The organism is Aurantimicrobium sp. MWH-Uga1, assembly GCF_003325955.1.
Taxonomy (GTDB): Bacteria; Actinomycetota; Actinomycetes; order Actinomycetales; family Microbacteriaceae; genus Aurantimicrobium.
The window spans coordinates 372,408-395,706 of record NZ_CP030929.1; the positions used below are offsets into that span (position 1 = coordinate 372,408).

Genomic DNA, 23,299 nt, shown 5'->3' on the forward strand with positions numbered 1-23,299 from the left:
TTACATCCAGATGACACTTAGCTGAACATCGGGCGTGTCGTCACAAAAGTGTGTGATGAGGGTCGTACTTTCATCACATGAGCCCACAAAGTAGTGGCGCTAAGACTGGTCAATCCGGTCAGCGCCAGAAGTCCACTTCCTCATCCACAACCGAGCGTGTCTATGTCATAGATACCTCGGTTTTGTTGTCTGACCCCCAGGCACTGTTTCGCTTTGCCGAACATGCCGTGGTCATCCCGGTGGTGGTGATCAGTGAGCTGGAAAAGAAGCGCCATGATCCCGAGATAGGTTACTTTGCTCGGCAAGCTCTGCGCATTCTCGATGATCTGCGCATCAAGCATGAACGTTTAGATTTCCCCATCCCCATCGGGGAGGGTGGTTCGCTCCGAGTTGAACTCAACCACTCCAACCAAGCAGTGCTTCCATCAGGACTGCAACTAGGTGATAACGACAGCCGCATCCTTGCTGTGGCAATGAACCTTGCTAATGACGGTCTCAACGTCACCGTGGTTTCCAAAGACCTCCCCATGCGCGTCAAGGCTTCTTCTATCGGCATGAACGCCGAGGAATACCGTGCCGAGCTGGCTGTAGACAGCGGTTGGATGGGGCACGAAGAGATTGACCTCAGCGCGGATGACATGGCCATCTTGTATGAAGATGAGGTGTTGCGCACCAGCGCTGTTAAGGACACCCCCATCAACACTGGGCTCATTATTCACTCAGACCGTGGCTCAGCTCTGGGCCGTGTGGTACATCAGGGTGAGATTGCTTTGGTGCGCGGAGATCGGGACATCTTTGGCCTCCACGGTCGCTCGGCAGAGCAACGCCTGGCCATTGACATGCTGCTCGACCCCAGTATGGGGATCATCTCTTTGGGCGGTTCTGCCGGTACCGGAAAGTCGGCACTGGCATTGTGCGCAGGTCTAGAGGCAGTGCTGGAGCGTCAGCAACACAAGAAGATCATCGTCTTCCGTCCGCTCTACGCAGTTGGTGGCCAAGAGTTGGGCTACCTCCCTGGGGATAAAGAAGAGAAGATGAACCCCTGGGGTCAGGCCATCTTTGACACCTTGGGAGCTCTGGTCTCTGACAACGTCATGAATGAGGTTGTCGACCGCGGAATCCTGGAGGTTCTTCCGCTGACACACATTCGCGGCCGCTCACTTCACGATGCATTCGTCATCGTGGACGAGGCGCAGTCCCTCGAGCGTAACGTTCTGCTCACGGTGCTCAGCCGTATTGGCCAAAACTCTCGAGTTGTTCTCACTCATGACGTTGCTCAGCGAGACAACCTGCGAGTGGGTCGCCACGATGGCATTGCCAGCGTGATTGAAAGTCTGAAGGGACAGCCACTCTTCGGCCACATCACTCTGACCCGTTCTGAGCGCTCCGCAATTGCGGCGCTCGTCACCGACCTCCTGGAGCGCCAGGAAGTCCTCTAGACGCCACGCGAATAGCTGGGGAGGAGAATACTCGTCGTCAGCTCACCCGCGGACTGTGGATAGCCCTCGCACTGCGAGGGCTATCTGCATTAGCGTGAGCACATGACGTTGTGGCACATCATTCCGCTGGCCTATCTCGCGGTCGTGACGATTCCACTGGTGCGCATTGACTGGCGCACTCATCGACTTCCCAATGCCTGGGTGATGCCCGGTTATGCCGCTATCGCTATTGCCTGGATCGGCGTCTGGATCAGCACGGGGGAGTATCCACTCATACCTGCCATCTCAGCAGCAGGCTATTTCGGATTCCTTCTCATCTTTAGCTACGGCGGGGGAATGGGTATGGGGGATGTGAAGCTTGCCGGGGTTCTCGGTGGCGCTGCCGGGCTGATTGGTGCACCCACGGCCATTCTTTCTCCCGTTTTTGCATTTATCTTCGGAGGCCTTGCCTCACTCGTGGTGTTAGTCATCACTTTGCGCAGGAGAAAAGATCTTCCCTTCTCTCAAGCTTGGGCGGTGACGAAAGAGACCCGTATTCCTTTTGGACCCTTCATGCTGCTGGGGTTCTGGGTTGCCCTGGCGCTTACCGTGCTATTCGCAAGCTGAGTAAAGTGGGGCTATGGCCGTCCCACAGATATACACCGTCTCTGATACTCCCTCTGAGGAACTTGCAGCAGCAGACAACGTTTTAGTTCTTGGCAATGCCCTCGGCACTGATATTCATTTGTGGGAGAGGGCCATGCCTGCCCTCTCCGCGCACTATTCCATCGTGCGCTTTGATATGCCCGGGCACGGTAAATCACCTATTCCTAGCGATTCCTACACACTCGAAGACGTCGCTGATGCCGTCATCGCTTCGGCAGACAAGCTCGGAATTCAGAGGTTCGACTTTGCCGGGGTCTCCGTTGCTGGAGCCGTAGCTCTCGAGATTGCTCACAAATACCCAGACCGCATTAAGCACTCTGTTGTGGTCTGTTCTGCTCCCTATATGGGAGGCCCAGAGGGGTGGAGTGAACGCATTGCTCAGGTCGAAGCGCAAGGAACGGTTTCACTCGTTCCTTCCCTGCCTGCCCGCTGGTTCTCTGATGATTTCATCACCAAAGATCCAGCAGCAGTGAAAGCACTTCTGGATATGGTCGCTACTACTGATGACTCCAGTTACATCAAAACATGTGAAGCACTTGGTGCCTTTGATGCAAGGGGATACCTTGCAGACATTCGTGTGCCCATTCTGGTGATCTCGGGAGAAATCGATCCTGGTTCTCCTCCTGCAGCGGGTGCACTGATTGCTGACACAGTGCCGGGAGCACACCAGGTCATCATTGCCGGCGCATCACACCAGGCAGTTGTCGAAGCACCACTGGAGGTTGCCAAGGCAATGACGACCTTTTTGTCCAAGTAGTCTTTATCTATGATTTCTGCAGAAATATCGCGGTCGTGGCTGCTTGTTAACGGGGCAAAAACTGAAGAGTTTGACATCGCTGCTTCATCTAAAGCTGACCAGATTGTTCTCGACATTGAAGACGCAGTAGACCCTTCGCAGAAGAACGTTGCCCGCGATGAGGTGGCCAAGTGGCTGGAAACGAAGCAAGCTTGGGTTCGCATCAACGATCGTGCATCTGATTTCTGGTCAGACGACATTGACCAGCTTCGGGACGTCCCCGGGTTATTGGGTGTCATGCTTGCCAAAACAGAAGATGGCTCACACGTCACTGAAACTTTTGACCGACTTGGCGGTAAGACTCGCGTGCTTGCCCTGGTTGAGTCGGCTCTGGGTATTGAAGAAGCTCGAGAGATTGCTTGCGCACGCGGAGCATTCCGTCTCGCCTTTGGCAGCGGTGACTACCGCCGCGACACCGGAACCAGCGTGGAAGATATCGCGATGGCGTATCCTCGCTCGCGCCTGGTCGTGGCAAGCCGCATTGGAAACCTTCCTGGCCCCATCGATGGCCCCACAGTTGGATCCAGCTATGGAATTCTGCGTGAGAAGTCAGAGCACGCAGTTGCCTTGGGCATGACCGGAAAGCTGTGTTTGCACCATGACCAAATCCCGGTCATCAATGAAGCAATCAGCCCCACGCAATCTGATGTCGCCTGGGCCAGAACATTCCTTGCAGACTTCGAAGCTCGCGGACGTGTTGTCCGCGACGGCAGTGACCTGCCTCGTTTGGGTCGTGCCGAGAAGATCGAGAAGTTGGCCGTTGCCTTCGGCATCAACCCTTCCTAGTTTGGACTGGAACTCTTTTTCGAGCTGAGCTTGACGTAAAGCCCCAATAGTCGGGGGACAATGACGTAGACCGCTAGAGGAACCACAATCAGCGTCAACACGAATGCCTTGAAGATGGGGTGTGTGTCACCAAGTAGTGGCATAAGAAACGTCAAACCCAGTGCAACCAGGGGGAAAATGGTCAGCCAGGTGATGAAGGCGCGAACGTGAACAGAGATCTGCTGGTGAGGATGTGCCATACATCTCACGTTAGGGCAATTTTATTACTTCTCTCAGCCCACTCATAAGTTCGCTCGATACCGTGATGAGACATTCCCACTTATTGGAGTAACCATGGCCGCGTCCACCCCAGAAACATTTGATCCTCCCCAAGAGCCCAAGTCCTCCTCCGCAAAGACTGCTCCATCCGGCACCAAACCTGCTGATGCTCCCGGTTCCGCTGTCACGTCATATCCTGGGCAGACCTTAGGAATAGTTGCTTTGGTGTTCGCTTTTTTTATGCCACTTCCCGCACTAGCGCTAGGAATCATCGCGTGGGTCTGGTCCAACAAGGCAGGTAAGAATAATGTCTTGGCGAAAGTCGCTGTTGTTGTCAGCGGTGCCCTAAGCATTATCGGGATCTTCCTACTGGGAATGTGGGTTGCCTTTACAGCAGCAGTATTCAGTGGACCTTTTGGTCCTGCGTACCCCGTTGGTGAAGTTCACGTCTCAGGTGGTGGCGATCACATGATGTTTGAGGGTGACATGAATGACATGATGCACGAATTCGACCAGCTGGAAGGGGACATGAAGCACATGTTTCCCGCCCCCGGAGAGATGCCACAGCTTGAAGCACCCCAAAGCAACTAATTCTTTTTGTGAGCTCGATACCACCGGTTTTTCCGGGGGTATTTGCGTTATCACCGAGAACTCCCATTGATGGGATTGTGTTGGGTAACATGACCTTGAGGCACTCAACAAGGTGGTGATGGTGGCACACAACAAAGCTGAAACAGCTGAATCCAGCAGTGTCACCTCGCGCGCACTGTCTGTGCTCTCTGCTTTTGAGAATTCTCCAGGGGCACTTTCTGTTGCCCGTATTTCGCAGCGTTCTGGTTTGCCCCTGTCCACCACCTATCGTCTCGTGCATGAGTTGGAAGAGTGGGGCGGTCTGGATAAGACGTCGGATGGCAAATATCAAGTGGGTATGCGCATCTGGGAGTTGGGCCAGTTAGCTGGTCGTCGTTTGCGAGACCGGGCTCACCCCTTCTTGCAAGATCTTTTTGATCTCACTCACGAGAACGTGCACATGGCGGTGCGCGAGGGAACCCAAACTCTTTACACCGACAAGATTTATGGTTCTCGCAAAGTGCCCCTCATTTCACGCGTGGGTGGCAGGCTGCCTCTGCATGCCACGGCCGTCGGCCGTGTGCTGTTGGCAGCCCAACCTGAATGGTTTATCGAGGCCTATTTCGAGCGTGAATTGGAAACGCCCACTCCGAAAACAGTGGTTGATCCTGAGATTCTTCGTGCCGAAATAGATGAAGTGCAGCGCACTGGGTATTCCATCACGATTGAGCAAATGCGTGTGGGGCAGTTCTCTCTTGCGCTGCCGGTCATCGTTGATGGTCAGACCATCGCTGCGGTGGGTATGGTGCTCGATAAAGCAAAGATTGGTGAGGTTCGCCGCTTGATGCCTCTGATGCGAGGAACGGTCGAAAGTATCCAATCTTCGATGTCTGGCCGGGCTATTCGCTAACTATTTTTCCCACGTTTTTCCTGTATTTACGCGGGGGAGAAAAATTCTTTCAATGTCATTCTCATTGAGTGAGAAACATGTCTATCTGTTTACCTCCGACAGGTCGACTATGTAAATAAGCAGTTCAAGGAGGAACGCACATGGGTGCAACCACATACCACGGATACGAGCCCTTCAACATGAAGGACCCCTTCCCCGCTTACGCTGAGCTTCGCCGCGAAGAGCCCGTGATGTATGACGACCGCATCGGTTACTACGTAGTCTCCCGTTACGATGACGTCAAAGCAGTCTTCGAAGACTGGGAGAGCTTCTCTTCGGAAAATGCTCAGGCTCCTGTTCGCCCCATGGGTGCACCTGCCAAAAAGATCATGGAAGAAGGCGGCTTCACCGCCTACTCAGGATTGTCTGCTCGCATTCCGCCAGAGCACACCCGCATTCGCTCCATTGCCTCCAAGGCGTTCACTCCTCGCCGCTACAAAGTTCTCGAACCTGCTATTCGCGAAAACGTCGACATCATGATTGACAAGATGCTCGCCGCGGGAGAACCCGGAGATATTCTCAGCGACATCGCCAACGACCTGCCCACAATCACCATCTTGACCTTGTTCGGTGTTCCCATTTCTCGCATTCCTGAAATCAAGAAGTGGTCCGGTAGTCGTGCCTTAATGACCTGGGCAGAGCTCACCGATGAGGAACAGATTCCTCACGCACACAACCTCGTTGAGTACTGGAACTTCTGCCAGGAAGTTGTGGCCAACAACAAGGCAAACCCTGGACAAGATAACCTCGCTGCTGACCTGTTAAAGCTTCAGGCTGAAGGCAACGACATCTCTGACCACGAAATTGCATCCCTGCTCTATTCGATGCTTTTCGCCGGTCACGAAACAACCACGACCCTGATCTCGAACTCGCTGCGCATGCTGCTGTCAAACCCGGAAACTTACCAAGCTCTCGTGGAAGATCCCGAGAAGATTCCCGGCGCCATCGACGAAGTACTGCGCATGGCCGGAAGCATTGTGGCCTGGCGTCGCAAGGCAACCCGCGATGCAGAAATCGCCGGAGTCAAGATTCCTGAAGGATCTGGCGTGCTCCTACTCATGGGCTCGGCAAACCGCGATGCCAGTGTGTTTGAGAACCCCGATGTCTTTGACATCGGTCGCGAAAACGCCCGTAACCACATGTCTTTTGGATACGGAATCCACTTCTGCCTCGGAAACCTCCTTGCAAAACTGCAGGGCAAGGTTGCTTTGGAAGAAATCACCAAGAAAATTCCAACCCTGCGACTGATGCCAGGCGCAGATATCAACTTCATCGAAAATCTCTCCTTCCGGGTACCAACGTCGGTACCAGTTGAGTGGACCAAGTAAAGGAAAACCATGGGAAAGTACACCTTCGCTTTTGACAGCACTGAAACTCCAGAACACGACCGTCTAGGCGGGAAGTGCACCAGCCTGGCCATCATGACCAACGCTGGTATGCCTGTTCCTCCCGGATTCGCGGTCACCACCGACGCATTTGATGCCGTGATGAACCAGACCACGCTGCGCGATCACATCGTCAAGCACCTCGACGGTCTTGACCCCAACGATGTGACCGATGTGGACACCCGTGCAGCTCACATCCGTGAACTGATCATGACTCAGGAAGTACCTGCAGATGTGCGCGATGAAACAATCGCCGCCTACAAGAAGCTCATGGATCTCTGTGGCGGTGAAGTCCCTGTCGCCGTTCGCTCCAGCGCTACCGCTGAAGATTTGCCTGACGCCAGTTTCGCTGGACAGCAGGACACCTACCTCTGGATTATCGGCCAAGAGGCAGTCATGCAGAAGATTCGTGAATGCTGGGCATCCCTGTACACCGCGCGTGCCATCACCTACCGCATGGCAAACAACATCCCCGATGAGGGTCTCTCGATGGCTGTTGCCGTTCAGAAGATGGTCAACTCTCGCACCTCCGGTGTTGCCATGACCATTGACCCCAGCAACGGTGACAAGTCCAAGATTGTTGTCGACTCCAGTTGGGGCCTGGGTGAGATGGTTGTCTCGGGTGAAGTCACACCAGATAACTTCCTTATCGACAAAGTCATGATGCACATCATCAACCGCACCATTTCTGACAAGCACGAAGAACTCGTGCCTTCAGGTCATGGCACCGTGATCCGCAAGGAAGTCGACGCCGAGCGTCGCAACAGTCCTAGCCTCAGCGATGAAGAGCTCATTCAGGTTGCAACCCTAGCTAAGGCTGCACACAAACACTACGGAACAGTTCAGGACATTGAGTGGGCTATTGACGCCGACCTTCCTGCAGGTTCCAACGTTCTCCTTCTGCAAAGCCGCCCCGAAACGGTGTGGTCGCAGAAGAAGCAGGAAGTGAAGATCACTTCCACCGGTTCCGGTATTGAAGCGATCACAAAGTCGCTGATGGCCCAAATCGGAGACCGCAAGTAAAGCCCCACAACAACGGCAACACCTGCACCAATAAACCCTGTAACACCAGTCTCGACGATGAGAAAGGCACCACCACATGTTCGGAAAGAAGGCAAAAGCAATGACGCCTAGCGATGCTCGTAAGAGCTTCGTCTCGCCTTATGACCTGCCAGCACCCAAGGGCGCTGAAGGTTGGCAAGACCTCTACCCATACAACCTTGTATTCCAGGAGAACCTGAAGGACAAGGAAAACGCGAAGTTCTGGTTCTGCGACTCGCAGCACTGGCCCAACGTGTTCAAGCCATTTGAGACCGTCGGTGTGGAATTTGCCGTACGTTGCCTCGGTGCATACAACACCCGCCACTACATCATTCCTCCAGCAAACGGTATTGAATTCCGTATTCACAACGGTTTCTGCTACATGAGCCCAGTTGCTGTTGCACCTGAGCTCATCGGTGACCGTGTACCTCACTTCATGGAGCGTGCAGGCTACTACTTCCAGAACTGGAACACCCTGCTCGAAAACTGGAAGAAGAAGGTTCTTGCAACCATCGAAGAGATGGACGCCATCAACTTCGAAGCGCTTCCAGACATGGTTGACATTGAGGTCATCACCAGCGGTGCTGGTATTGACCCCACCGCCAAGATGATGGCTGACTATGACCGTCTGATCCAGCTGGCATATAAGAACTGGGAGCACCACTTCGAGTTCCTGAACCTCGGTTACGTTGCTTACCTGGACTTCTTCGGTTTCTGCAAGGAATCCTTCCCCGGCATCCCCGACTTGGCTATCGCCAAGATGGTGATGGGTGTGGACTCGGTTCTCTTCCGTCCCGATGACGAGCTCAAGGATCTTGCTGAGCTAGCTGTCAAGCACAACCTCACCGCTGTTTTCGCAAAGAACAACGATGCTGCAGCAACTCTTGCTGAGCTCGAAGGCTCTGCTGATGGCAAGAAGTGGATTGCTGCATGGGAGAAGGCTCAGGAGCCTTGGTTCAACTACACCAGCGGTAACGGTTTCTACGGTTCAGACGTCTACTGGCGTGACAACCTGGATCTCCCCATGGGGTACATCCAGGACTACGTTGTTCGTGCTGCAAAGGGCGAGCAGCTTCACCGCCCCAAGGACGAGCTCATCGCAGAGCGCGACCGCATCACCAGTGAGTACGCTGAACTTCTCGACGGCGAAGCCCTCGAGACCTTCAACGGCAAGCTCGGTCTTGCACGCACCGTCTACCCCTATGTAGAAGACCACAACTTCTACATCGAGCACTGGACCATGGGTGTCTTCTGGCGCAAGGTTCGTCAGCTGTCTCGTCTGCTGCACAGCTACGGATTCTGGACTGAACCAGATGACATGCTGTACCTGACCCGTGACGAAGTACGTCCCGTACTGTTCGACCTTGCAACCGGTTGGGGTGTTGGCGCTGACTGCATCGCACCTACCTACTGGCCAGCCGAGATCGAGCGTCGTCGCAAGATCGTCGATGCTTTGATGACTGCACGCCCCGAGCCTGCATTCAACGAGCCTCCTGCAGAAATCAACGAGCCATTCACCATCATGCTCTGGGGTATCACCACCGAGCAGGTTCAGCAGTGGCTTGGCGCTGAAGAGGGCGACCCCAACCAGCTCAAGGGTATGGCAGCATCCCCTGGTGTTGTTGAGGGTAAGGCTCGCGTCATCATGGGACCAGAGCAGCTCGATGAGCTCCAGCAGGGCGAAATCCTTGTTGCTCCTGTGACCGCACCGAGCTGGGGACCTGTCTTCGGCAAGATCAGCGCAACTGTGACCGACATCGGTGGAATGATGAGCCACGCGGCTATCGTTTGCCGTGAGTACGGCCTCCCCGCCGTGACCGGTACCGGTTCTGCTTCCACCAAGATCAAGACCGGTATGAAGCTTCGAGTCGATGGCTCGAACGGTACCGTCGAGATTATTGGCTAAGTAAGTAGCCGCTAAGGAATACACCATGTCGTCCCCATCCCACTCACCAGTTGTCAATCACCTGGGCCGCGATGTCACCGGAAAAATTCCGGACGCATCGCGAGTCCCCGGGATGATTGAACTGAACGAGCGGGATGGGGCGATTTGGTCCCTCGCAAAGGATTTCCTTCGCACCCGCGATAACGATGCACACAGCCTCTATGCGTACTCAATCGCCCAAGCTTTGCTTTCACAAATCCCTGAAGCCGATGAAAACATCGTGCTTCCTGCGATTCTTCTGCACGACACGGGTTGGTCCACTGTCGACGAACGCCTAGCACTGGAAGCTATTGCTCCCGGAGCTGATGGTTCTCTCGATCACCTCATCATTCAGCATGAAAAAGAGGGTGCACGCATTGCTCGTGAAATCCTCGAGCAGGTCGGGGTCCCCGAGCAAGACATCGTCCAGATTGTGGACATCATTGATGGCCACGACACCCGCCTTGTGGCGATGAGCACAAACGACGCTGTCGTGAAAGACTCCGACAAGGTCTGGCGCGTCACCCCACACGGTCGCCGCGTCGTGATGGACTGGTTTGGTATTGATGCCGAGCAGTCCTTGCGCCTGTGTGCTTACCGCGCATATAACGAACTTTTTACTGACCAAGCCAAAGCAATGTCCAGGGTTCTTGTCACTACCGCGTGCATGGACTACATGGATGAACTGGCTAATACGTACACTCGAGAGGACCTCGCCTAATGGCCACAGATCAATTTGAGGGCAAGGTTGTTATCGTCACCGGTGCAGCTGGAGGCCTCGGTCGCGCATTTGCGCAAGGTTTTGCAGCCGAGGGTGCCCAGCTGGTTGTGGCCGATATTGACCTTGCTGGTGTGGAAGAAACCGCAGCGATGCTGACCGCCTCTGGCGCAGCAGCAATCGCTGTCAAGGTCGATGTCACCAACAAAGAATCCACCGACGCCCTTGCTCAGGCAGCTATTGATGCTTTTGGCCGTATTGATGTGCTCATCAACAACGCAGCCATCTACGCAACGTTGACCCGCAAGCCCTTTACCGAGATTGACCCTGCCGAATGGGATCGCGTGATGAACGTGAACGTCAAGGGTGCATGGCTGTGTTCTGCCTCGGTATATCCGCGAATGGCGCAGCCCGGTGGTCGTATTGTGAACATAGCCTCCGCCACCGTTTTCAGTGGCTCACCACTGTGGATGCACTATGTCGCTTCCAAGGGGGCAGTCATCGGCATGACCCGCGTAATGGCTCGTGAAGTGGGACCCCAGGGTGTCACCGTCAACGCCATTGCGCCTGGGTTTACGCTCACTGAGGCCAGCTTGAGCCTGATGGAAGACGCAGAAACCTATGGTGTTGACCGCGGTGCCATCAAGCGCGCCAGCCAGCCTGAAGACATTGTGGGAACCGCAATATTCCTTGCCGGCGATCAGTCCGGATACATCACCGGCCAGACCCTCGTGGTTGATGGCGGCAAACAATTTATCTAAGAACTCGTACGACAGAAAGAGACAACAGGAGTAATACATGCCTCACGTAACCTACATTTCCCCCGACGGAACCGAGACCACTCTTGAAGCCCGCGACGGTGACTCCGTAATGGAGATTGCTGTCAAGAACGGCGTCAAGGGCATCGTCGCAGAGTGTGGTGGCGCTTGCTCCTGTGCAACCTGCCACGTTTACGTCGACGATGCATTCGTCGAAGCTGTTGGTGAAGTTTCTGACCTCGAAGACGACATGCTCGATGGTGCCGAATCGGAGCGCCTTCCAGTTTCCCGCCTGTCCTGCCAGATCAAGATGTGTGCAGACCTCGACGGTCTCAAAGTCCGGATTGCCCCTAAGCAGTAATCATCATGAAAGAAAAGATTCTCATCATTGGTGCCGGTCAAGCCGGCATGCAAATAGCCTCGTCGCTGCGCGACGAAGGCTATGCCGGTGATGTCACCATCGTGGGCGAGGAAGCATATGCTCCCTATCAGCGCCCACCGCTGTCAAAGGCCTATCTGGCCGGCGAGATGGATGAAGAATCTTTAGAGTTCCGTAACGAGCACTTCTATGTTGAGAACAACATTGGCGTGGTTACCGGTGAGCAAATCGAGCATGTGGAGTTTGGCCCCAACGGGGGAGTGGCCACAGGCCGCTCGGGAAAAACCTATGCATTCGACAAGCTTGCTCTGACCACAGGTGCAGATCCGCGCAAATTAAAAGTCGACGGAGCTGATCTTGACGGCGTGCTGTACATGCGCCACCTCGACGATGCCAAAGAGCTGAAAAAGCGGTGGGATTCCATTACGAACGTCGTAGTGCTCGGCGGAGGATTTATTGGTCTTGAGGTTGCTGCGGTTGCACAAAAGCATGGAAAGAACGTCACCGTGTTGCAATCCGGTAGCAGGCTCATGGGTCGTGCAGTCTCACCTATCGTGAGTGACTTTTATAAAGCAGCCCATGAAAAACGTGGCACCACCGTCACTCTCAATGCTCAGGTCTCTCGCGTGGTTGGTGACAACGGCAAAGTAACCGGAGTGCAACTAGCTGATGGCTCTGTGGTCCCAGCAGACATTGTCATGGTCGGAATTGGTGTCACCGCACGCGGTGAACTAGCCGACCAGCTGGCGCTAGAGATGGAAGATGGCGTCATCGTTGTCAACGAATATGCCGAAACTTCCAACCCCAATGTTGTTGCCGCCGGTGATGCAGTGATTTTGCCGCACCCACTTGGCCACGAAGGTCAGGTTCGACTTGAATCTGTACAGAATGCTGTTGATCAAGCCAAGGTTGCCGCCAAGACCCTCATGGGAATTCGCGAGCCTTATCGTGCTGTTCCCTGGTTCTGGTCTGATCAGGCAGATCTCAAACTTCAGATTGCTGGCTTGTCTTCTGGATATGACCAGACCGTTATTCGCGGCGATATGGCCGCGGAAAAGTTCTCCGTTCTGTATTACAAGAACGGTTCCCTGTTGGCTATCGACGCTGTCAACGACGTCAGTGACTACATGGCCGTTCGCCGCGCACTTACTGCAGGTGCCACTATTCCTGCAGATGCGGCAGCAGACTCCACCATTGCCCTCAAAACGCTCATCACGGGCGGGGAAGCGTAAAGAAAATGACGATGGAATACACGCATGTCCTTGGAGACATCCCGACCCTCGCTAATGGGGCAAGCCCCCGCGGACAGTGGGAAAACCTTGATGCAGTATGGGTGGCAGTTCGCCCCTACCTGCGCACTCGTGCTAACGACATTCACCTGCCACTGTCGTTCAACTTTGCTGAGCTACTCCTGGACCACCACCCCGAGGCAGATTCACTAGTGACTCGTCTTGCGATACTTCTGCACGACACCGGCTGGGCTCGTGTCGATGAGGAGCGCATCATTTCTGAGGGTTTCCGCAGCGAGAACGCTATGCAGTCTGATATTCGAGTTCTGCACGAAATCGAGGGATGCAACATCGCCCGCGAAGTATTGCCACCCTTGGGATATAGCGATGAGGTCGTCGAGGCAGTGTGCAAGATTATTGACGGCCACGACACTGACCCCAACCATGACGGCATCGAAGATGCCATCATGCGTGATGCTGACCGCCTCTGGCGTTTCCAACCCACCGGTATGGCCTTCTCTGCACTGTGGTTTGGTAAGACACCACAGGAGATTCGCCTCCGTCTTGAAGACACCATCTATGGCCAGCTCATTACTCCCGAGGCACGCGCCATCGCAGAAGTAGAACTTGCTCGTTCCATCGAACTGCTCAAACTCGACGTTATTCAGTAAGGACATCATGACCACGCTCCAGGAATACCACGACGATAACTTCATCAACGGAGATTGGGTTAAGTCCCTCTCCTCCACGAAGATCGAGATTGTCGATCCTTCCACGGAGGAAGTGTGGGGTGCTGTTCCTGCCTCAACCGTTGAAGACATTGACCGTGCTGTTCAGGCAGCCCACGATGCTTTCCGTGGCACAGGATGGAGCGATATCGGCGCCCCCGCACGTGCAGAGATGATGATGCGTCTTGCGGACGAGTTTGAAGCACGCGCTGAGCGCTTGGCCATGATTATTACCAGTGAAAACGGCACTGGAATCACCGAAACGCGTCAGGCGGCAGGTCACGCTGGCAAGCTCCTGCGCTACTACGCAGGCCTTGCCGACTATGTTGACCAGGTTGATGAGCGTCCTTTCCCTGGTGTTGCTGACCAATTCACAGAGGTTGTTCGCCAGCCTCGTGGTGTTGCTGCCTTGATTGCACCTTGGAACTTCCCTGTTGCTCTCGTGATGGTCAAACTTGCTCCGGCACTGATTGCTGGCTGCACAGTGGTCATCAAGCCTGCATCAGAGACGCCTCTGGATCTGCGCATCCTGATGGAAGCAGCCCAGGCCGCAGGTATTCCTGAGGGTGTGCTCAACCTCATTACCTGCAGCCGTGATGTTGTTGGTGCCCTGGTTGAACATCCACTGGTTGCCAAGGTTGCGTTCACCGGGTCGACTGGCGTCGGACGCCTGCTCGCTGAGCAGTGCGGACGCCTGCTTCGCCCGGTCACTTTGGAACTGGGTGGAAAGTCAGCGAGCATCGTGCTTACTGACGCCAACTTGGACTACTTCGCCTCCATGCTCAACCGCACCTGTCTGCGGAACACTGGCCAAACCTGCTACAACTCGACCCGTATTCTTGCGCCACGGTCGATGTATAACGAGGTTGTCGATGCTGTCGCCACCGTTGTGGGAAACACCATTATTGGCGACCCCTTCGACCCTGCAACTGTGTATGGACCTTCTGCTTCACAGAAGCAGGCGGCCACTGTTGCTGAGTACATTCGCATCGGACAAGAAGAGGGCGCACGCGTTGCTGTTGGTGGTTCCGGAATGCCTGAGGGCATTACTCGTGGCTACTACAACAAGCCCACCGTCTTTGCTGATGTGAACAACCAGATGCGTGTGGCCCGTGAAGAGATCTTTGGCCCCGTGCTTGTTGTCATTCCCTATGAGGATGAAAACGATGCTGTCAGCATCGCCAACGATTCGCCCTTTGGTTTGGGTGGCTCAATCTTCACCGAGGATGCTGACCATGGCGCTGCACTTGCCCGCCGTATTGAATCTGGTTCTGTGGGAATCAACTTCTACGGATCTAACCTTGCTGCGCCATTTGGTGGTTGGAAGGATTCAGGAATTGGCATGGAATACGGACCAGAGGCCATCGGCGCATACACGCGCATGAAGTCCATCCACCGTAAGCGCTAAGAGCAGATTAAGTCCACTGAATATCCAGTGGTTCCAACTTGGACGCAAACTTTCTTAGGTGACGCTCCAGGACGTCTTTGACAATGACGAGGGTGTCTTGGTCATGGGCGCGGGCTTCAAGGACGAGAACACCGTTCCCGGGGAGCACTTTGCCCTCACCATCGCGAATGAGGAGCTCCCAGCCTTGACTGGTTTCCGTCATGGGGCACTTGTGAGACAGATGTGAGGCAAGTTGTTTGCCATATCTTTCAGGGCGCTCAATCACTACCTCTGCGCGTTCGACAAGTTCGAAGGTCATGTCCTCATTATCCAGTGTGAAGGTGAAAATGATCGAGGCCCCCTTCCTGCTGGTCTGGGGGCCTCGAAGTAATGTGTGATTATGAACGCCAGTCGTCGGCGTCATACTCCCAGCCAACATACCCTTCAGCGATAAAGGTCTGTCCGGCAAGTGATTGCGTGTGTGAGTAGAGGTCAGCAACCTGACGCTTCTTATCGAACTCAGTTGCATCTGGTGCGATGTGAAGCATGGTGGTCATCATGTAGGAGTAGTTGGTGGCCTTCCAAATACGCTTGAGGGCGTCTTCTTGGTAGGTGTCCAAGTACTTTTCAGAGCCTGAACGGTAGTACTCACGAAGTGCGCGGTTGAGCCAGAGAACATCGCTGAAAGCGAGGTTCAGACCCTTAGCTCCCGTGGGGGGAACGGTGTGTGCTGCATCACCCATCAGGAAGACCTTGTTCTTGCGAAGGCTGTCGTGGACATAGCTGCGGAACTTCAACACATCCTTGCGGAAGATAGGTCCGCGCTTGAGCTCGTGTGTTGCCACACCAGCTTGGAGCTTGTCCCAGATCTGCTCGTCATTGACGGCATTGACATCCATATTGGGGTCACACTGGAAGTACATGCGCTGGATGTTCTCGTCACGAGTGGAGATGAGCACGAAGCCTTCTTCAGAGCGCGAATAGATGAGTTCTTCTGAACTCGGCGGTGCTTCCACGAGGATTCCGTACCACCCGAAGGGGTATTCACGAGCCATGCCACTGAACTTATTGCCGGTGACATATTCGCGGGCAATGCTCATCGATCCGTCTGCACCGATAACGAAATCTGCTGAGATTTCGAATGCTTCACCGGTAGCAGTCTTTCCCACGATCATGGGTCCGTTGGGGCCATCAACAACTTTGTCGGCGAGGTGCTCGAACAGGGGAGAGACACCCGCATTGACGCGGGCTTTGATCTGGTCTTTGAGCACTTCGTGCTGGGGGTAGAGATAAACGCCCTTGCCGGTCAGTGCAGGGAAATCAAAGCGGTGAGCGTGTCCATCAAAGTGGAACTCGATGCCGTCGTGACGCATAGTTTCAACATGCTCTCGTGAGACAACGTCGGTGTCGACAAGAACCTCAACAGCGGGGGATTCCAGAATTCCTGCCTTGACAGTTCCTTCAATATCTTCGCGGCTGCGGCCGTCAATCACGACAGAGTCGATGCCGGCGCGCTGCAAGAGGTGTGCAAGCTGGAGTCCTGCGGGGCCAGCGCCCAAAATGCCTACCTGGGTGCGAATAGTTGTGGTCATCTTTGAACCTTTACTTTTTCAGGGGAACGTCTGTGTCTATTCAGGCCTGTTCACACACGTGAAACAAGGATAAAGTTTCATGAGATGGAACTTTCAGAAGGGACAACCTGATGAGCCCTGCACGGGTTGACAGTGGTGCACCCACTGCACTGTTGGAACGAGCTATGGAGATCCTCGGATGCTTTGACTCCAAGCACAGCGCACTCACCCTGACGCAGATTGCAGAGATTACGAAGCTTCCCATGTCGACCTGTCACCGGATTGTTGGCACCCTCGAGCAAGGTGGCTTCCTGAGCAAGGGTGGCGATCGCCGGTTCCGGGTGGGAACCAAACTCTGGACCATTGCTCAACATGCGCCGCTGAGTGAACGTCTGCGCGAAAGCGCACTTCCAACTCTGGCTCGCCTCTATGAAGAAACCGGGGAGAACGTCACGCTCGCTGTTCTCGACCGTGGGCAGGCTCTCTATGTTGACCGCCTGGTTGGTGAGCGCAGTATCCCCACCATCAGTCGAGCTGGTGGCCATCTCCCGTTGCACACCACGGGTGTGGGCAAAGTGTTGCTTGCCTATCAATCCGAGAAGGCTATCGAGCAATACCTTGCTCAACCACTTCCTAAGCCCACCCCACAATCGATTACTAATCCTGATGCGTTGAGAAAAGATCTGGCTGAGGTGCGCAAGAACGGCTACTCAATCACGCGTCAAGAAATGACGCGCGGCAGTGGCTCTATCGCTGTTCCCATCATGCGCAAGGGGAAGTGCGTTGCCGCCGTCGGCGTGATTGTTCACCTCAATAGGCTCGACATCAACCGCTTGGTTTCCACATTGACAGATGCGGCAGCTTCCATAGCTGCTGAACTTGATTCCCAGTAGCTGCCTCTTCGGAGAAATAGACTCGAATCGTGACACCTCAGAGCACCCCTTCTCGCACTGTCACTGGTCGCGCGCTCGCCGTCCTCGACACCTTCGATGCTAAGCATCGAAGGCAGTCATTAGCTTCCATCGCTAGGCGCGCTGACCTTCCCCTGACGACAACCCATCGTCTCGTTCATGAGTTGGAAAAGCAGAACGCTCTCTTTCGAGGCACTGACGGTGATTACGAAATCGGGAGCAAGATTTGGCGTCTTGGCCTGCTTGCTTCCGTTCACTCGGACCTGCGTGAAGTGGCACTTCCCTACATGGAAGATGTTTACCAATTCCACAACGATGCCGTGCAAATTGCAGTGCTTGATGGTCTGCGCTGTTTGATCGTGGAGCGTATAGCGGGCTCTCGGACCCTTGAAGTCATGAGTAAACCGGGATCAAGGCTTGCACTGCACGCCACGGGTGTGGGCAAAGTTCTTCTTGCACACGGTGGTTCAGAACTTCAGCATGCAGTGTTTAACTCTCTGGATAAGTACACGGATCAAACCATCACTGATCCGGGTTTGCTGGAGTCCCAACTCAAATCCATTCGCACGCAAGGCTTCGCGTGGACGCGTGAAGAACTCGCTGATGGAGCAATCTCCATTGCTGTGCCCTTGCGCGGCAAAGGCGGCAATGTGATTGCGGCGCTGGGAATTGTTGCTCCCAGTGATGGCCGGGACTTGGGCAAAATGGTGCCTGTCATGCAGGTCACTGGTGCTGCGCTGTCACAAAAACTAGTTGAGGCAGGTCTGGGCGAGACGGTTCGCCCTCAAGCCGAGATAAATTAGCCTTCCACTATACGGAAGGGTCCTTGGATTTCTGCGCCACAATGCAGTTGTCTGGATACAGGCTTATGCATCTATTCAGAGTTTTCAAGGGAGAATCATGGCACGCGTTGTTCGAGGAACACCACGAACCCCACTCGAGATTGTTGACGGCCTCGCCGCACTCGGATCCGCCACCGTTCATGAGGCTCAGGGCCGTATCGGTCTGTTGAACCGTCGTCTGCGCCCCATCTTTCCCGCCATGATTGCCGGCAACGCATTGACCTGTGAAGTTGCGCCTGGCGATAACTGGATGATTCACGTTGCCGTTGAGCAAGCACAGCCCGGAGACATTCTGGTCGTCACTCCCACCAGCCCCTGTGACGACGGGTATCTCGGTGACCTTCTTGCCGAGAGCCTGATGGCTCACGGCGTACGTGGTCTGATCATTGACGCCGGTGTGCGCGACGTGGCAACACTGACCGAGATGGGTTTCCCTGTCTGGTCCAAGACCATTAGCTCGCAGGGAACCGTGAAAGAAACCATTGCGAACGTGCAGACACCCATCTTGATGGCAGATCAGCTGGTTCGTCCCGGAGATGTCATCGTGGCTGACATTGATGGCGTGTGCTTGGTCAAGCGTGAAGATGCCGAACGCGTCCTCGAAGCTGCACGGGCTCGTGAAGCAAACGAAGCAGACAAGCGCAAGCGCTTGGCCGCGGGTGAACTCGGTCTCGATATCTACAACATGCGCGAGAAGCTTGCTGCAAAGGGTCTTGTTTATGAGGACTACCAGGGATGACCAACACACAAGTAGCCGTCGACTGCGCAGTCATGCGCGGGGGAACATCCAAAGGACTGTTCTTCCTCGCCAGTGATCTGCCTACAGATCGTGTTGCCCGTGACACCTTCCTGCTAGCAGCGATGGGTTCACCTGACGTGCGCGAGATCGACGGAATGGGCGGTGGTCACCCGCTTACCTCCAAGGTTGCCGTGGTCTCGAAGTCTGAGCGTGACGGTATTGATGTGGACTACCTGTTCTTACAGGTGTGGCCTGACCGTGCTGAGGTCAGTGACCAACAAAACTGCGGCAACATCCTGGCAGGTGTCGGCCCTTTCGCGATTGAAAAGGGTCTCGTCCCAGCCGTTGACGGCGTGACCCCCGTGGCGATTTACATGGAAAACACCGACTCCAAGGCAACCGCCTTTGTGGAGACTCCCGGTGGAGTCGTGAACTATGCGGGTACAGCTCGGATTGACGGAGTTCCTGGAACTCATGCTCCCATCACTATCAACTTTGAAGATGTTGCTGGATCCAGCTGTGGCGCTTTGCTTCCGACCGGCAATGTAGTGGATGAGGTGTTGGGTGTGCAGGTGACCTGCATTGATAACGGCATGCCTGTTGTCTGCCTGAACGCTTCCGACTTCGGCATCACCGGTTACGAAACTCCAGCTGAGCTGGAGGCAAATGCTGAGCTCAAGGCCCGGGTTGAAGAGGTTCGTTTAGCAGTTGGTCCACTCATGAACTTGGGTGACGTCACAAACAAGACTGTGCCCAAGATGAGTTTGCTCGCGCCGGCACAAGACGGTGGCCTGGTTTCTACCCGCACCTTCATTCCTCACCGCGTGCACGAAAGCATCGGTGTTCTCGGTGCTGTCTCCGTTGCGACCGCGTGCATGCTTGATGGCAGCGTTGCTGCCCAGATAGCTGGCCTGGACGCTGTGGGCTCGAGCATGGAGATTGAGGTTGAACACCCCACCGGCTTCTTCACTGTCGAGATGGAAGTAGATAACTCCTCCGGTACACCTGTTGTGACAAAGTCTGCGCTGCTGCGCACCGCCCGCATGCTCATGCAGGGTTCAGTTTTTGTACCTCAAACCGCGTGGGAGAACGCATGATTATCGACATTCACGGCCATTACACAACAGCTCCAGAGCTGCACAACCAGTGGCGTATTGACCAGCTTGCTGCCTATGCTGCTGGTGAACCCAGCCCGGAATACCCTGAAATCTCCGACGAGATTATCCGAGAGACCATTGAGCAAAACCAGCTCAAACTCATCAAAGAACGTGGCTCGGATCTGACCATCTTCTCTCCTCGCGCTTCGGCAATGGGCCACCATGAAGGTGACCAGCGCATCTCTTTAGAGTGGACCGTTGCCTGCAACAATCTGATCAAGCGCGTTGTTGACCTCTTCCCCGAAGATTTTGTCGGTGTTGCTCAGTTGCCCCAATCACCCGGTGCTGACCTGACCGAGACCATCAAGGAAATGGAACGCTGCATCAATGAGCTGGGCTTCATTGGAGTGAACCTCAACCCTGACCCATCCGGTGGTCAGTGGCAGACCGTTCCGTTGACGGATAAGTTCTGGTACCCCCTCTACGAGAAGATGGTGGAACTTGATGTTCCCGCCATGATTCACGTCTCTGCCTCGTGTAACCACAACTTCCACGCCACCGGCGCTCACTACATGAACGCAGACACCACCGCGTTCATGCAATTACTGCAGGGCAACCTCTTTGCTGACTTCCCCACACTGAAGTTCATCATTCCTCATGGTGGTGGAGCTGTTCCTTACCACTGGGGTCGCTACCGTGGTCTGGCAGACATGCTCAAGCAACCCAGCGTGGACACCCACCTGATGAACAACGTGTTCTTTGACACCTGTGTCTACCACCAGCCAGGTATTGATCTCCTTGTCGATGTCATCGATAACAAGAACATCTTGTTCGGCTCAGAAATGATTGGCGCTGTTCGCGGCATTGATCCTCAAACTGGTCACTACTTCGATGACACCAAACGTTACATCGACGCAGCGAAAATCTCCGACGAAGAACGCACCAACATCTTCTCCAAGAATGCCCGTAAGGTATTCCCTCGCCTGGACGCCAAGCTGAAGGAGCGCGGACTGTGAGCGCATTTGTGAAAGATGCGGACTGGCTCGACTGGCACCCCAACCCCAGCAAGCCCAAGTTCACGGTCCCAGCAGGTGCCGTCGATGCGCACTGTCACGTCTTTGGTCCGGGAGATGTGTTCCCCTTCGCTCCAGAGCGCAAATACACTCCCTGCGACGCCAGCTGGGAACAGCTCTTTGCTCTGCGAGACTTCCTCGGTTTTGAGAAGAATGTCGTGGTGCAGGCAACCTGCCACGGTTCTGACAACTCTGCTTTGCTGGATGTCCTAGAGCGTGCCAATGGAAAAGCCCGTGGTGTTGTTACGGTGAAGCCAGATATCACTGTGGAAGAACTCCAGCGCATGCACAATCTGGGTGTGCGCGGGGTTCGCTTCAACTACGTCAAGCGGTTGGTTGATCCCAAGCCCGATGACTACTACCGCGAAATCATTGAGAAGATTCGACCCTTGGGTTGGCATGTTGTGCTCTACTTCGAACCTGCAGATCTCAAGGAAAAGAAGGATTTCTTCAACTCGCTGAACATTCCACTCGTGATTGACCACATGGGACGCCCCGATGTGACCAAGCCTGTCGACAACGAGGAATTCGAGATGTTCCTTGACTTCATGCGTGGCAACAACGACATCTGGTGCAAGGTCAGCTGCCCAGACCGCCTGACCAAGAGCGGTTCACCTGAGTACGCCGACGTGGTTCCCTTCGCCAAGAAGATAGTCGAAGAATTCCCTGACCGCGTTTTGTGGGGCACGGACTGGCCGCACCCCAACATGAAAACCGAGATGCCTGATGACGGCATCTTGGTTGACTATGTTCCTTCGATTGCAGTGACCCCAGAGCTGCAGGAGAAATTGCTTGTTTCTAACCCCAACACCCTCTACTGGAGCTAATCATGAAGCCCAACTTTGAGCAGTACAAGGACATCCCCGGTACAACCATCTTCACCATTGAGTTGGCTCGTCAAGGATTCCACCTCAACCAGTTCTGCATGAGTTTGCGGACGGAAGAAAACCGCAAGCGGTTCTTGGCAGATAACCGTGCCTATCTCGACGAGTGGGACATGACCGAGGAGCAGAAACAGGCTGTTATTGACCGTGACTTCCAAAAGATGCTCGACCTCGGCGGAAACGTGTACTTCCTGTCCAAGATTTTTGCGTCAGAAGGTCTCTCCTACGTTCAGGCAGTGAGCACCATGACGGATATGAACGTGGAGGAATACCAGCAAATGATGCTGAACGGCGGCCGCAATATTGAAGGCTGGCGCTCCAAGAAGGAACGAGGCGAAGCATAATGGCCAAGATTGTTGCAGGTATTGCGACCAGTCACGTCCCTGCCGTCGGCCACGCGGTCGACTCGGGCAAGACCCAGGACGCTTATTGGAAGCCCATGTTTGATGGCTACGAATTCTCTAAGCAATGGGCCAAAGACAACCCCGCTGATGTTGCGATCATCGTGTACAACGACCACGCGTCTTACTTCGGCATGGAAATCATGCCTACCTTCGCCATCGGTATCGCAGATAGTTTCGCTATCTGTGACGAAGGCTATGGTCCACGTCCCGTCCCGGTAGTTGAGGGTGCCCCTGAATTGGCAACCCACCTGGCAGCGTCGCTGATCACGGATGATTTCGACATGACTGTGCTCAACGTTCTCGAAGTTGACCATGGGCTCACCGTGCCCATGTCATTGATGTACGGCACTCCCGACAAGTGGCCTACCAAGGTTATTCCTTTGCCCGTCAACGTGGTGATGAACCCACAGCCTTCAGGTGAGCGTTGTTTAGCGTTGGGTAAGGCAATCCGCCGTGCTGTAGAGCAGTTCGATGGCGATCTCAAAGTTGAAGTCTGGGGGACCGGTGGCATGAGCCACCAAATTCAGGGTGCCCGTGCAGGTTTGATCAACTTGCCCTGGGATATTCAATTCATGGATGACCTCATTAACCAGCCTGAGGTGCTGCAGTACAAGCCACACCTGGAATACATGATCGAAGCAGGTTCGGAAGGTGTTGAGCTGATTATGTGGCTCATCATGCGTGGTGCTCTCGGTGACAAAGTCAACGAGGTGTACCGCTTCAACCACGTTCCTGCTTCCAACACCTCAGTTGGACACCTCATTTTGACCCCGAAGGAAGACTAAG

26 protein-coding genes are annotated in these 23,299 nt (G+C 54.6%); 23 read left to right on the forward strand and 3 right to left on the reverse strand.

What is annotated here, in order from left to right; all coding sequences use genetic code 11:
- Positions 1–77 precede the first annotated feature (77 nt).
- The 4 genes from AURUGA1_RS01930 to AURUGA1_RS01945 all read left to right on the forward strand — a co-directional run bounded on the left by AURUGA1_RS01930 (position 78) and on the right by AURUGA1_RS01945 (position 3,666).
- On the forward strand, positions 78–1,439 hold the full coding sequence (locus AURUGA1_RS01930) for a PhoH family protein (RefSeq protein ID WP_114128635.1): 1,362 nt from the start codon (positions 78–80) through the stop codon (positions 1,437–1,439).
- A gap of 102 nt (positions 1,440–1,541) precedes the next feature.
- Positions 1,542–2,045 (forward strand): prepilin peptidase, encoded by a 504-nt coding sequence (locus AURUGA1_RS01935; RefSeq protein ID WP_114128636.1) that lies wholly within the window; start codon positions 1,542–1,544, stop codon positions 2,043–2,045.
- Positions 2,046–2,058: 13 nt separating this feature from the next.
- Positions 2,059–2,841: an alpha/beta fold hydrolase gene (locus AURUGA1_RS01940; RefSeq protein ID WP_114128637.1), complete on the forward strand. Its 783-nt coding sequence runs from the start codon at positions 2,059–2,061 to the stop codon at positions 2,839–2,841.
- A 9-nt stretch (positions 2,842–2,850) separates the two neighbouring features.
- The gene (locus AURUGA1_RS01945) at positions 2,851–3,666 is read left to right on the forward strand and encodes a CoA ester lyase (RefSeq protein ID WP_114128638.1); all 816 of its coding nucleotides are present in this window, start codon (positions 2,851–2,853) and stop codon (positions 3,664–3,666) included.
- Here AURUGA1_RS01945 and AURUGA1_RS01950 read toward each other — a convergent pair.
- A complete protein-coding gene (locus AURUGA1_RS01950) occupies positions 3,663–3,905 on the reverse strand; it encodes a hypothetical protein (protein WP_114128639.1) in 243 nt (80 codons plus the stop codon). The genes AURUGA1_RS01945 and AURUGA1_RS01950 overlap by 4 nt on opposite strands.
- Positions 3,906–3,999: 94 nt before the next feature.
- Between AURUGA1_RS01950 and AURUGA1_RS01955 the strand changes: the two genes are divergently transcribed.
- The 11 genes from AURUGA1_RS01955 to AURUGA1_RS02005 all read left to right on the forward strand — a co-directional run bounded on the left by AURUGA1_RS01955 (position 4,000) and on the right by AURUGA1_RS02005 (position 15,013).
- Positions 4,000–4,515 carry a hypothetical protein gene (locus AURUGA1_RS01955; RefSeq protein WP_114128640.1) on the forward strand — a complete coding sequence of 172 codons (516 nt, stop codon included), beginning with the start codon at positions 4,000–4,002 and terminating at the stop codon, positions 4,513–4,515.
- A 121-nt stretch (positions 4,516–4,636) separates the two neighbouring features.
- A complete protein-coding gene (locus AURUGA1_RS01960; RefSeq protein WP_205214661.1) occupies positions 4,637–5,404 on the forward strand; it encodes an IclR family transcriptional regulator in 768 nt (255 codons plus the stop codon).
- 140 nt (positions 5,405–5,544) lie between these two features.
- Positions 5,545–6,771 carry a cytochrome P450 gene (locus tag AURUGA1_RS01965; RefSeq protein ID WP_114128642.1) on the forward strand — a complete coding sequence of 409 codons (1,227 nt, stop codon included), beginning with the start codon at positions 5,545–5,547 and terminating at the stop codon, positions 6,769–6,771.
- A gap of 9 nt (positions 6,772–6,780) precedes the next feature.
- Positions 6,781–7,851, forward strand: a complete 1,071-nt coding sequence (locus AURUGA1_RS01970; protein WP_114128643.1) for a PEP/pyruvate-binding domain-containing protein — start codon at positions 6,781–6,783, stop codon at positions 7,849–7,851.
- Between the two features lie 76 nt (positions 7,852–7,927).
- Complete coding sequence (locus AURUGA1_RS01975; RefSeq protein ID WP_240187378.1) at positions 7,928–9,775, forward strand: PEP-utilizing enzyme; 1,848 nt, start codon at positions 7,928–7,930, stop codon at positions 9,773–9,775.
- A 25-nt stretch (positions 9,776–9,800) separates the two neighbouring features.
- Complete coding sequence (locus AURUGA1_RS01980) at positions 9,801–10,514, forward strand: HD domain-containing protein (RefSeq protein WP_114128644.1); 714 nt, start codon at positions 9,801–9,803, stop codon at positions 10,512–10,514.
- Positions 10,514–11,272 carry an SDR family NAD(P)-dependent oxidoreductase gene (locus tag AURUGA1_RS01985; RefSeq protein WP_114128645.1) on the forward strand — a complete coding sequence of 253 codons (759 nt, stop codon included), beginning with the start codon at positions 10,514–10,516 and terminating at the stop codon, positions 11,270–11,272. Before AURUGA1_RS01980 ends, AURUGA1_RS01985 begins: the two co-directional genes overlap by 1 nt.
- Positions 11,273–11,309: 37 nt before the next feature.
- A complete protein-coding gene (locus AURUGA1_RS01990; RefSeq protein ID WP_114128646.1) occupies positions 11,310–11,630 on the forward strand; it encodes a 2Fe-2S iron-sulfur cluster-binding protein in 321 nt (106 codons plus the stop codon).
- Between the two features lie 5 nt (positions 11,631–11,635).
- Entirely contained in the window at positions 11,636–12,880 is a 1,245-nt protein-coding gene (locus tag AURUGA1_RS01995) for an NAD(P)/FAD-dependent oxidoreductase (protein WP_114128647.1), read from the forward strand.
- 5 nt (positions 12,881–12,885) lie between these two features.
- Positions 12,886–13,548: an HD domain-containing protein gene (locus AURUGA1_RS02000; protein WP_114128648.1), complete on the forward strand. Its 663-nt coding sequence runs from the start codon at positions 12,886–12,888 to the stop codon at positions 13,546–13,548.
- A 7-nt stretch (positions 13,549–13,555) separates the two neighbouring features.
- Positions 13,556–15,013 (forward strand): aldehyde dehydrogenase, encoded by a 1,458-nt coding sequence (locus AURUGA1_RS02005; protein WP_114128649.1) that lies wholly within the window; start codon positions 13,556–13,558, stop codon positions 15,011–15,013.
- A 7-nt stretch (positions 15,014–15,020) separates the two neighbouring features.
- On the opposite strand, the gene AURUGA1_RS08045 is transcribed toward AURUGA1_RS02005, so the two are convergent.
- Both AURUGA1_RS08045 and AURUGA1_RS02015 read right to left on the reverse strand, forming a co-directional pair.
- Positions 15,021–15,311 carry a DUF2218 domain-containing protein gene (locus AURUGA1_RS08045; RefSeq protein WP_162784032.1) on the reverse strand — a complete coding sequence of 97 codons (291 nt, stop codon included), beginning with the start codon at positions 15,309–15,311 and terminating at the stop codon, positions 15,021–15,023.
- Positions 15,312–15,390: 79 nt separating this feature from the next.
- A complete protein-coding gene (locus AURUGA1_RS02015) occupies positions 15,391–16,584 on the reverse strand; it encodes a 4-hydroxybenzoate 3-monooxygenase (RefSeq protein ID WP_114128651.1) in 1,194 nt (397 codons plus the stop codon).
- Between the two features lie 110 nt (positions 16,585–16,694).
- Here AURUGA1_RS02015 and AURUGA1_RS02020 point away from each other — a divergent pair, with 110 nt between their 5' ends.
- The 8 genes from AURUGA1_RS02020 to AURUGA1_RS02055 all read left to right on the forward strand — a co-directional run bounded on the left by AURUGA1_RS02020 (position 16,695) and on the right by AURUGA1_RS02055 (position 23,298).
- Entirely contained in the window at positions 16,695–17,456 is a 762-nt protein-coding gene (locus tag AURUGA1_RS02020) for an IclR family transcriptional regulator (RefSeq protein ID WP_114128652.1), read from the forward strand.
- A gap of 29 nt (positions 17,457–17,485) precedes the next feature.
- Positions 17,486–18,277, forward strand: coding sequence for an IclR family transcriptional regulator (locus AURUGA1_RS02025; RefSeq protein WP_114128653.1), 792 nt, complete (start codon positions 17,486–17,488; stop codon positions 18,275–18,277).
- Between the two features lie 97 nt (positions 18,278–18,374).
- Positions 18,375–19,055, forward strand: a complete 681-nt coding sequence (locus tag AURUGA1_RS02030) for a 4-carboxy-4-hydroxy-2-oxoadipate aldolase/oxaloacetate decarboxylase (protein WP_114128654.1) — start codon at positions 18,375–18,377, stop codon at positions 19,053–19,055.
- Positions 19,052–20,152 (forward strand): 4-oxalomesaconate tautomerase, encoded by a 1,101-nt coding sequence (locus AURUGA1_RS02035; RefSeq protein WP_114128655.1) that lies wholly within the window; start codon positions 19,052–19,054, stop codon positions 20,150–20,152. Before AURUGA1_RS02030 ends, AURUGA1_RS02035 begins: the two co-directional genes overlap by 4 nt.
- Positions 20,149–21,168, forward strand: coding sequence for an amidohydrolase family protein (locus AURUGA1_RS02040; protein WP_114128656.1), 1,020 nt, complete (start codon positions 20,149–20,151; stop codon positions 21,166–21,168). Before AURUGA1_RS02035 ends, AURUGA1_RS02040 begins: the two co-directional genes overlap by 4 nt.
- Positions 21,165–22,052 carry an amidohydrolase family protein gene (locus tag AURUGA1_RS02045; RefSeq protein ID WP_114128657.1) on the forward strand — a complete coding sequence of 296 codons (888 nt, stop codon included), beginning with the start codon at positions 21,165–21,167 and terminating at the stop codon, positions 22,050–22,052. The genes AURUGA1_RS02040 and AURUGA1_RS02045 overlap by 4 nt, the downstream gene beginning before the upstream one ends.
- A gap of 2 nt (positions 22,053–22,054) precedes the next feature.
- Entirely contained in the window at positions 22,055–22,453 is a 399-nt protein-coding gene (gene ligA, locus AURUGA1_RS08125) for a protocatechuate 4,5-dioxygenase subunit alpha (RefSeq protein ID WP_114128658.1), read from the forward strand.
- Positions 22,453–23,298: a class III extradiol dioxygenase subunit beta gene (locus AURUGA1_RS02055; RefSeq protein WP_114128659.1), complete on the forward strand. Its 846-nt coding sequence runs from the start codon at positions 22,453–22,455 to the stop codon at positions 23,296–23,298. Before ligA ends, AURUGA1_RS02055 begins: the two co-directional genes overlap by 1 nt.
- Position 23,299: the final 1 nt, after the last annotated feature.

What these genes read in the sequence shown, in the direction of transcription:
- AURUGA1_RS01930 (WP_114128635.1), top strand. Translation starts at nt 78, where the DNA reads ATGAGCCCACAAAGTAGTGGCGCTAAGACTGGTCAATCCGGTCAGCGC.
- AURUGA1_RS01935 (WP_114128636.1), top strand. Translation starts at nt 1,542, where the DNA reads ATGACGTTGTGGCACATCATTCCGCTGGCCTATCTCGCGGTCGTGACG.
- AURUGA1_RS01940 (WP_114128637.1), top strand. Translation starts at nt 2,059, where the DNA reads ATGGCCGTCCCACAGATATACACCGTCTCTGATACTCCCTCTGAGGAA.
- AURUGA1_RS01945 (WP_114128638.1), top strand. Translation starts at nt 2,851, where the DNA reads ATGATTTCTGCAGAAATATCGCGGTCGTGGCTGCTTGTTAACGGGGCA.
- AURUGA1_RS01950 (WP_114128639.1), bottom strand. Translation starts at nt 3,905, where the DNA reads ATGGCACATCCTCACCAGCAGATCTCTGTTCACGTTCGCGCCTTCATC.
- AURUGA1_RS01955 (WP_114128640.1), top strand. Translation starts at nt 4,000, where the DNA reads ATGGCCGCGTCCACCCCAGAAACATTTGATCCTCCCCAAGAGCCCAAG.
- AURUGA1_RS01965 (WP_114128642.1), top strand. Translation starts at nt 5,545, where the DNA reads ATGGGTGCAACCACATACCACGGATACGAGCCCTTCAACATGAAGGAC.
- AURUGA1_RS01970 (WP_114128643.1), top strand. Translation starts at nt 6,781, where the DNA reads ATGGGAAAGTACACCTTCGCTTTTGACAGCACTGAAACTCCAGAACAC.
- AURUGA1_RS01975 (WP_240187378.1), top strand. Translation starts at nt 7,928, where the DNA reads ATGTTCGGAAAGAAGGCAAAAGCAATGACGCCTAGCGATGCTCGTAAG.
- AURUGA1_RS01980 (WP_114128644.1), top strand. Translation starts at nt 9,801, where the DNA reads ATGTCGTCCCCATCCCACTCACCAGTTGTCAATCACCTGGGCCGCGAT.
- AURUGA1_RS01985 (WP_114128645.1), top strand. Translation starts at nt 10,514, where the DNA reads ATGGCCACAGATCAATTTGAGGGCAAGGTTGTTATCGTCACCGGTGCA.
- AURUGA1_RS01990 (WP_114128646.1), top strand. Translation starts at nt 11,310, where the DNA reads ATGCCTCACGTAACCTACATTTCCCCCGACGGAACCGAGACCACTCTT.
- AURUGA1_RS01995 (WP_114128647.1), top strand. Translation starts at nt 11,636, where the DNA reads ATGAAAGAAAAGATTCTCATCATTGGTGCCGGTCAAGCCGGCATGCAA.
- AURUGA1_RS02000 (WP_114128648.1), top strand. Translation starts at nt 12,886, where the DNA reads ATGACGATGGAATACACGCATGTCCTTGGAGACATCCCGACCCTCGCT.
- AURUGA1_RS02005 (WP_114128649.1), top strand. Translation starts at nt 13,556, where the DNA reads ATGACCACGCTCCAGGAATACCACGACGATAACTTCATCAACGGAGAT.
- AURUGA1_RS08045 (WP_162784032.1), bottom strand. Translation starts at nt 15,311, where the DNA reads ATGACCTTCGAACTTGTCGAACGCGCAGAGGTAGTGATTGAGCGCCCT.
- AURUGA1_RS02015 (WP_114128651.1), bottom strand. Translation starts at nt 16,584, where the DNA reads ATGACCACAACTATTCGCACCCAGGTAGGCATTTTGGGCGCTGGCCCC.
- AURUGA1_RS02020 (WP_114128652.1), top strand. Translation starts at nt 16,695, where the DNA reads ATGAGCCCTGCACGGGTTGACAGTGGTGCACCCACTGCACTGTTGGAA.
- AURUGA1_RS02030 (WP_114128654.1), top strand. Translation starts at nt 18,375, where the DNA reads ATGGCACGCGTTGTTCGAGGAACACCACGAACCCCACTCGAGATTGTT.
- AURUGA1_RS02035 (WP_114128655.1), top strand. Translation starts at nt 19,052, where the DNA reads ATGACCAACACACAAGTAGCCGTCGACTGCGCAGTCATGCGCGGGGGA.
- AURUGA1_RS02040 (WP_114128656.1), top strand. Translation starts at nt 20,149, where the DNA reads ATGATTATCGACATTCACGGCCATTACACAACAGCTCCAGAGCTGCAC.
- ligA (WP_114128658.1), top strand. Translation starts at nt 22,055, where the DNA reads ATGAAGCCCAACTTTGAGCAGTACAAGGACATCCCCGGTACAACCATC.
- AURUGA1_RS02055 (WP_114128659.1), top strand. Translation starts at nt 22,453, where the DNA reads ATGGCCAAGATTGTTGCAGGTATTGCGACCAGTCACGTCCCTGCCGTC.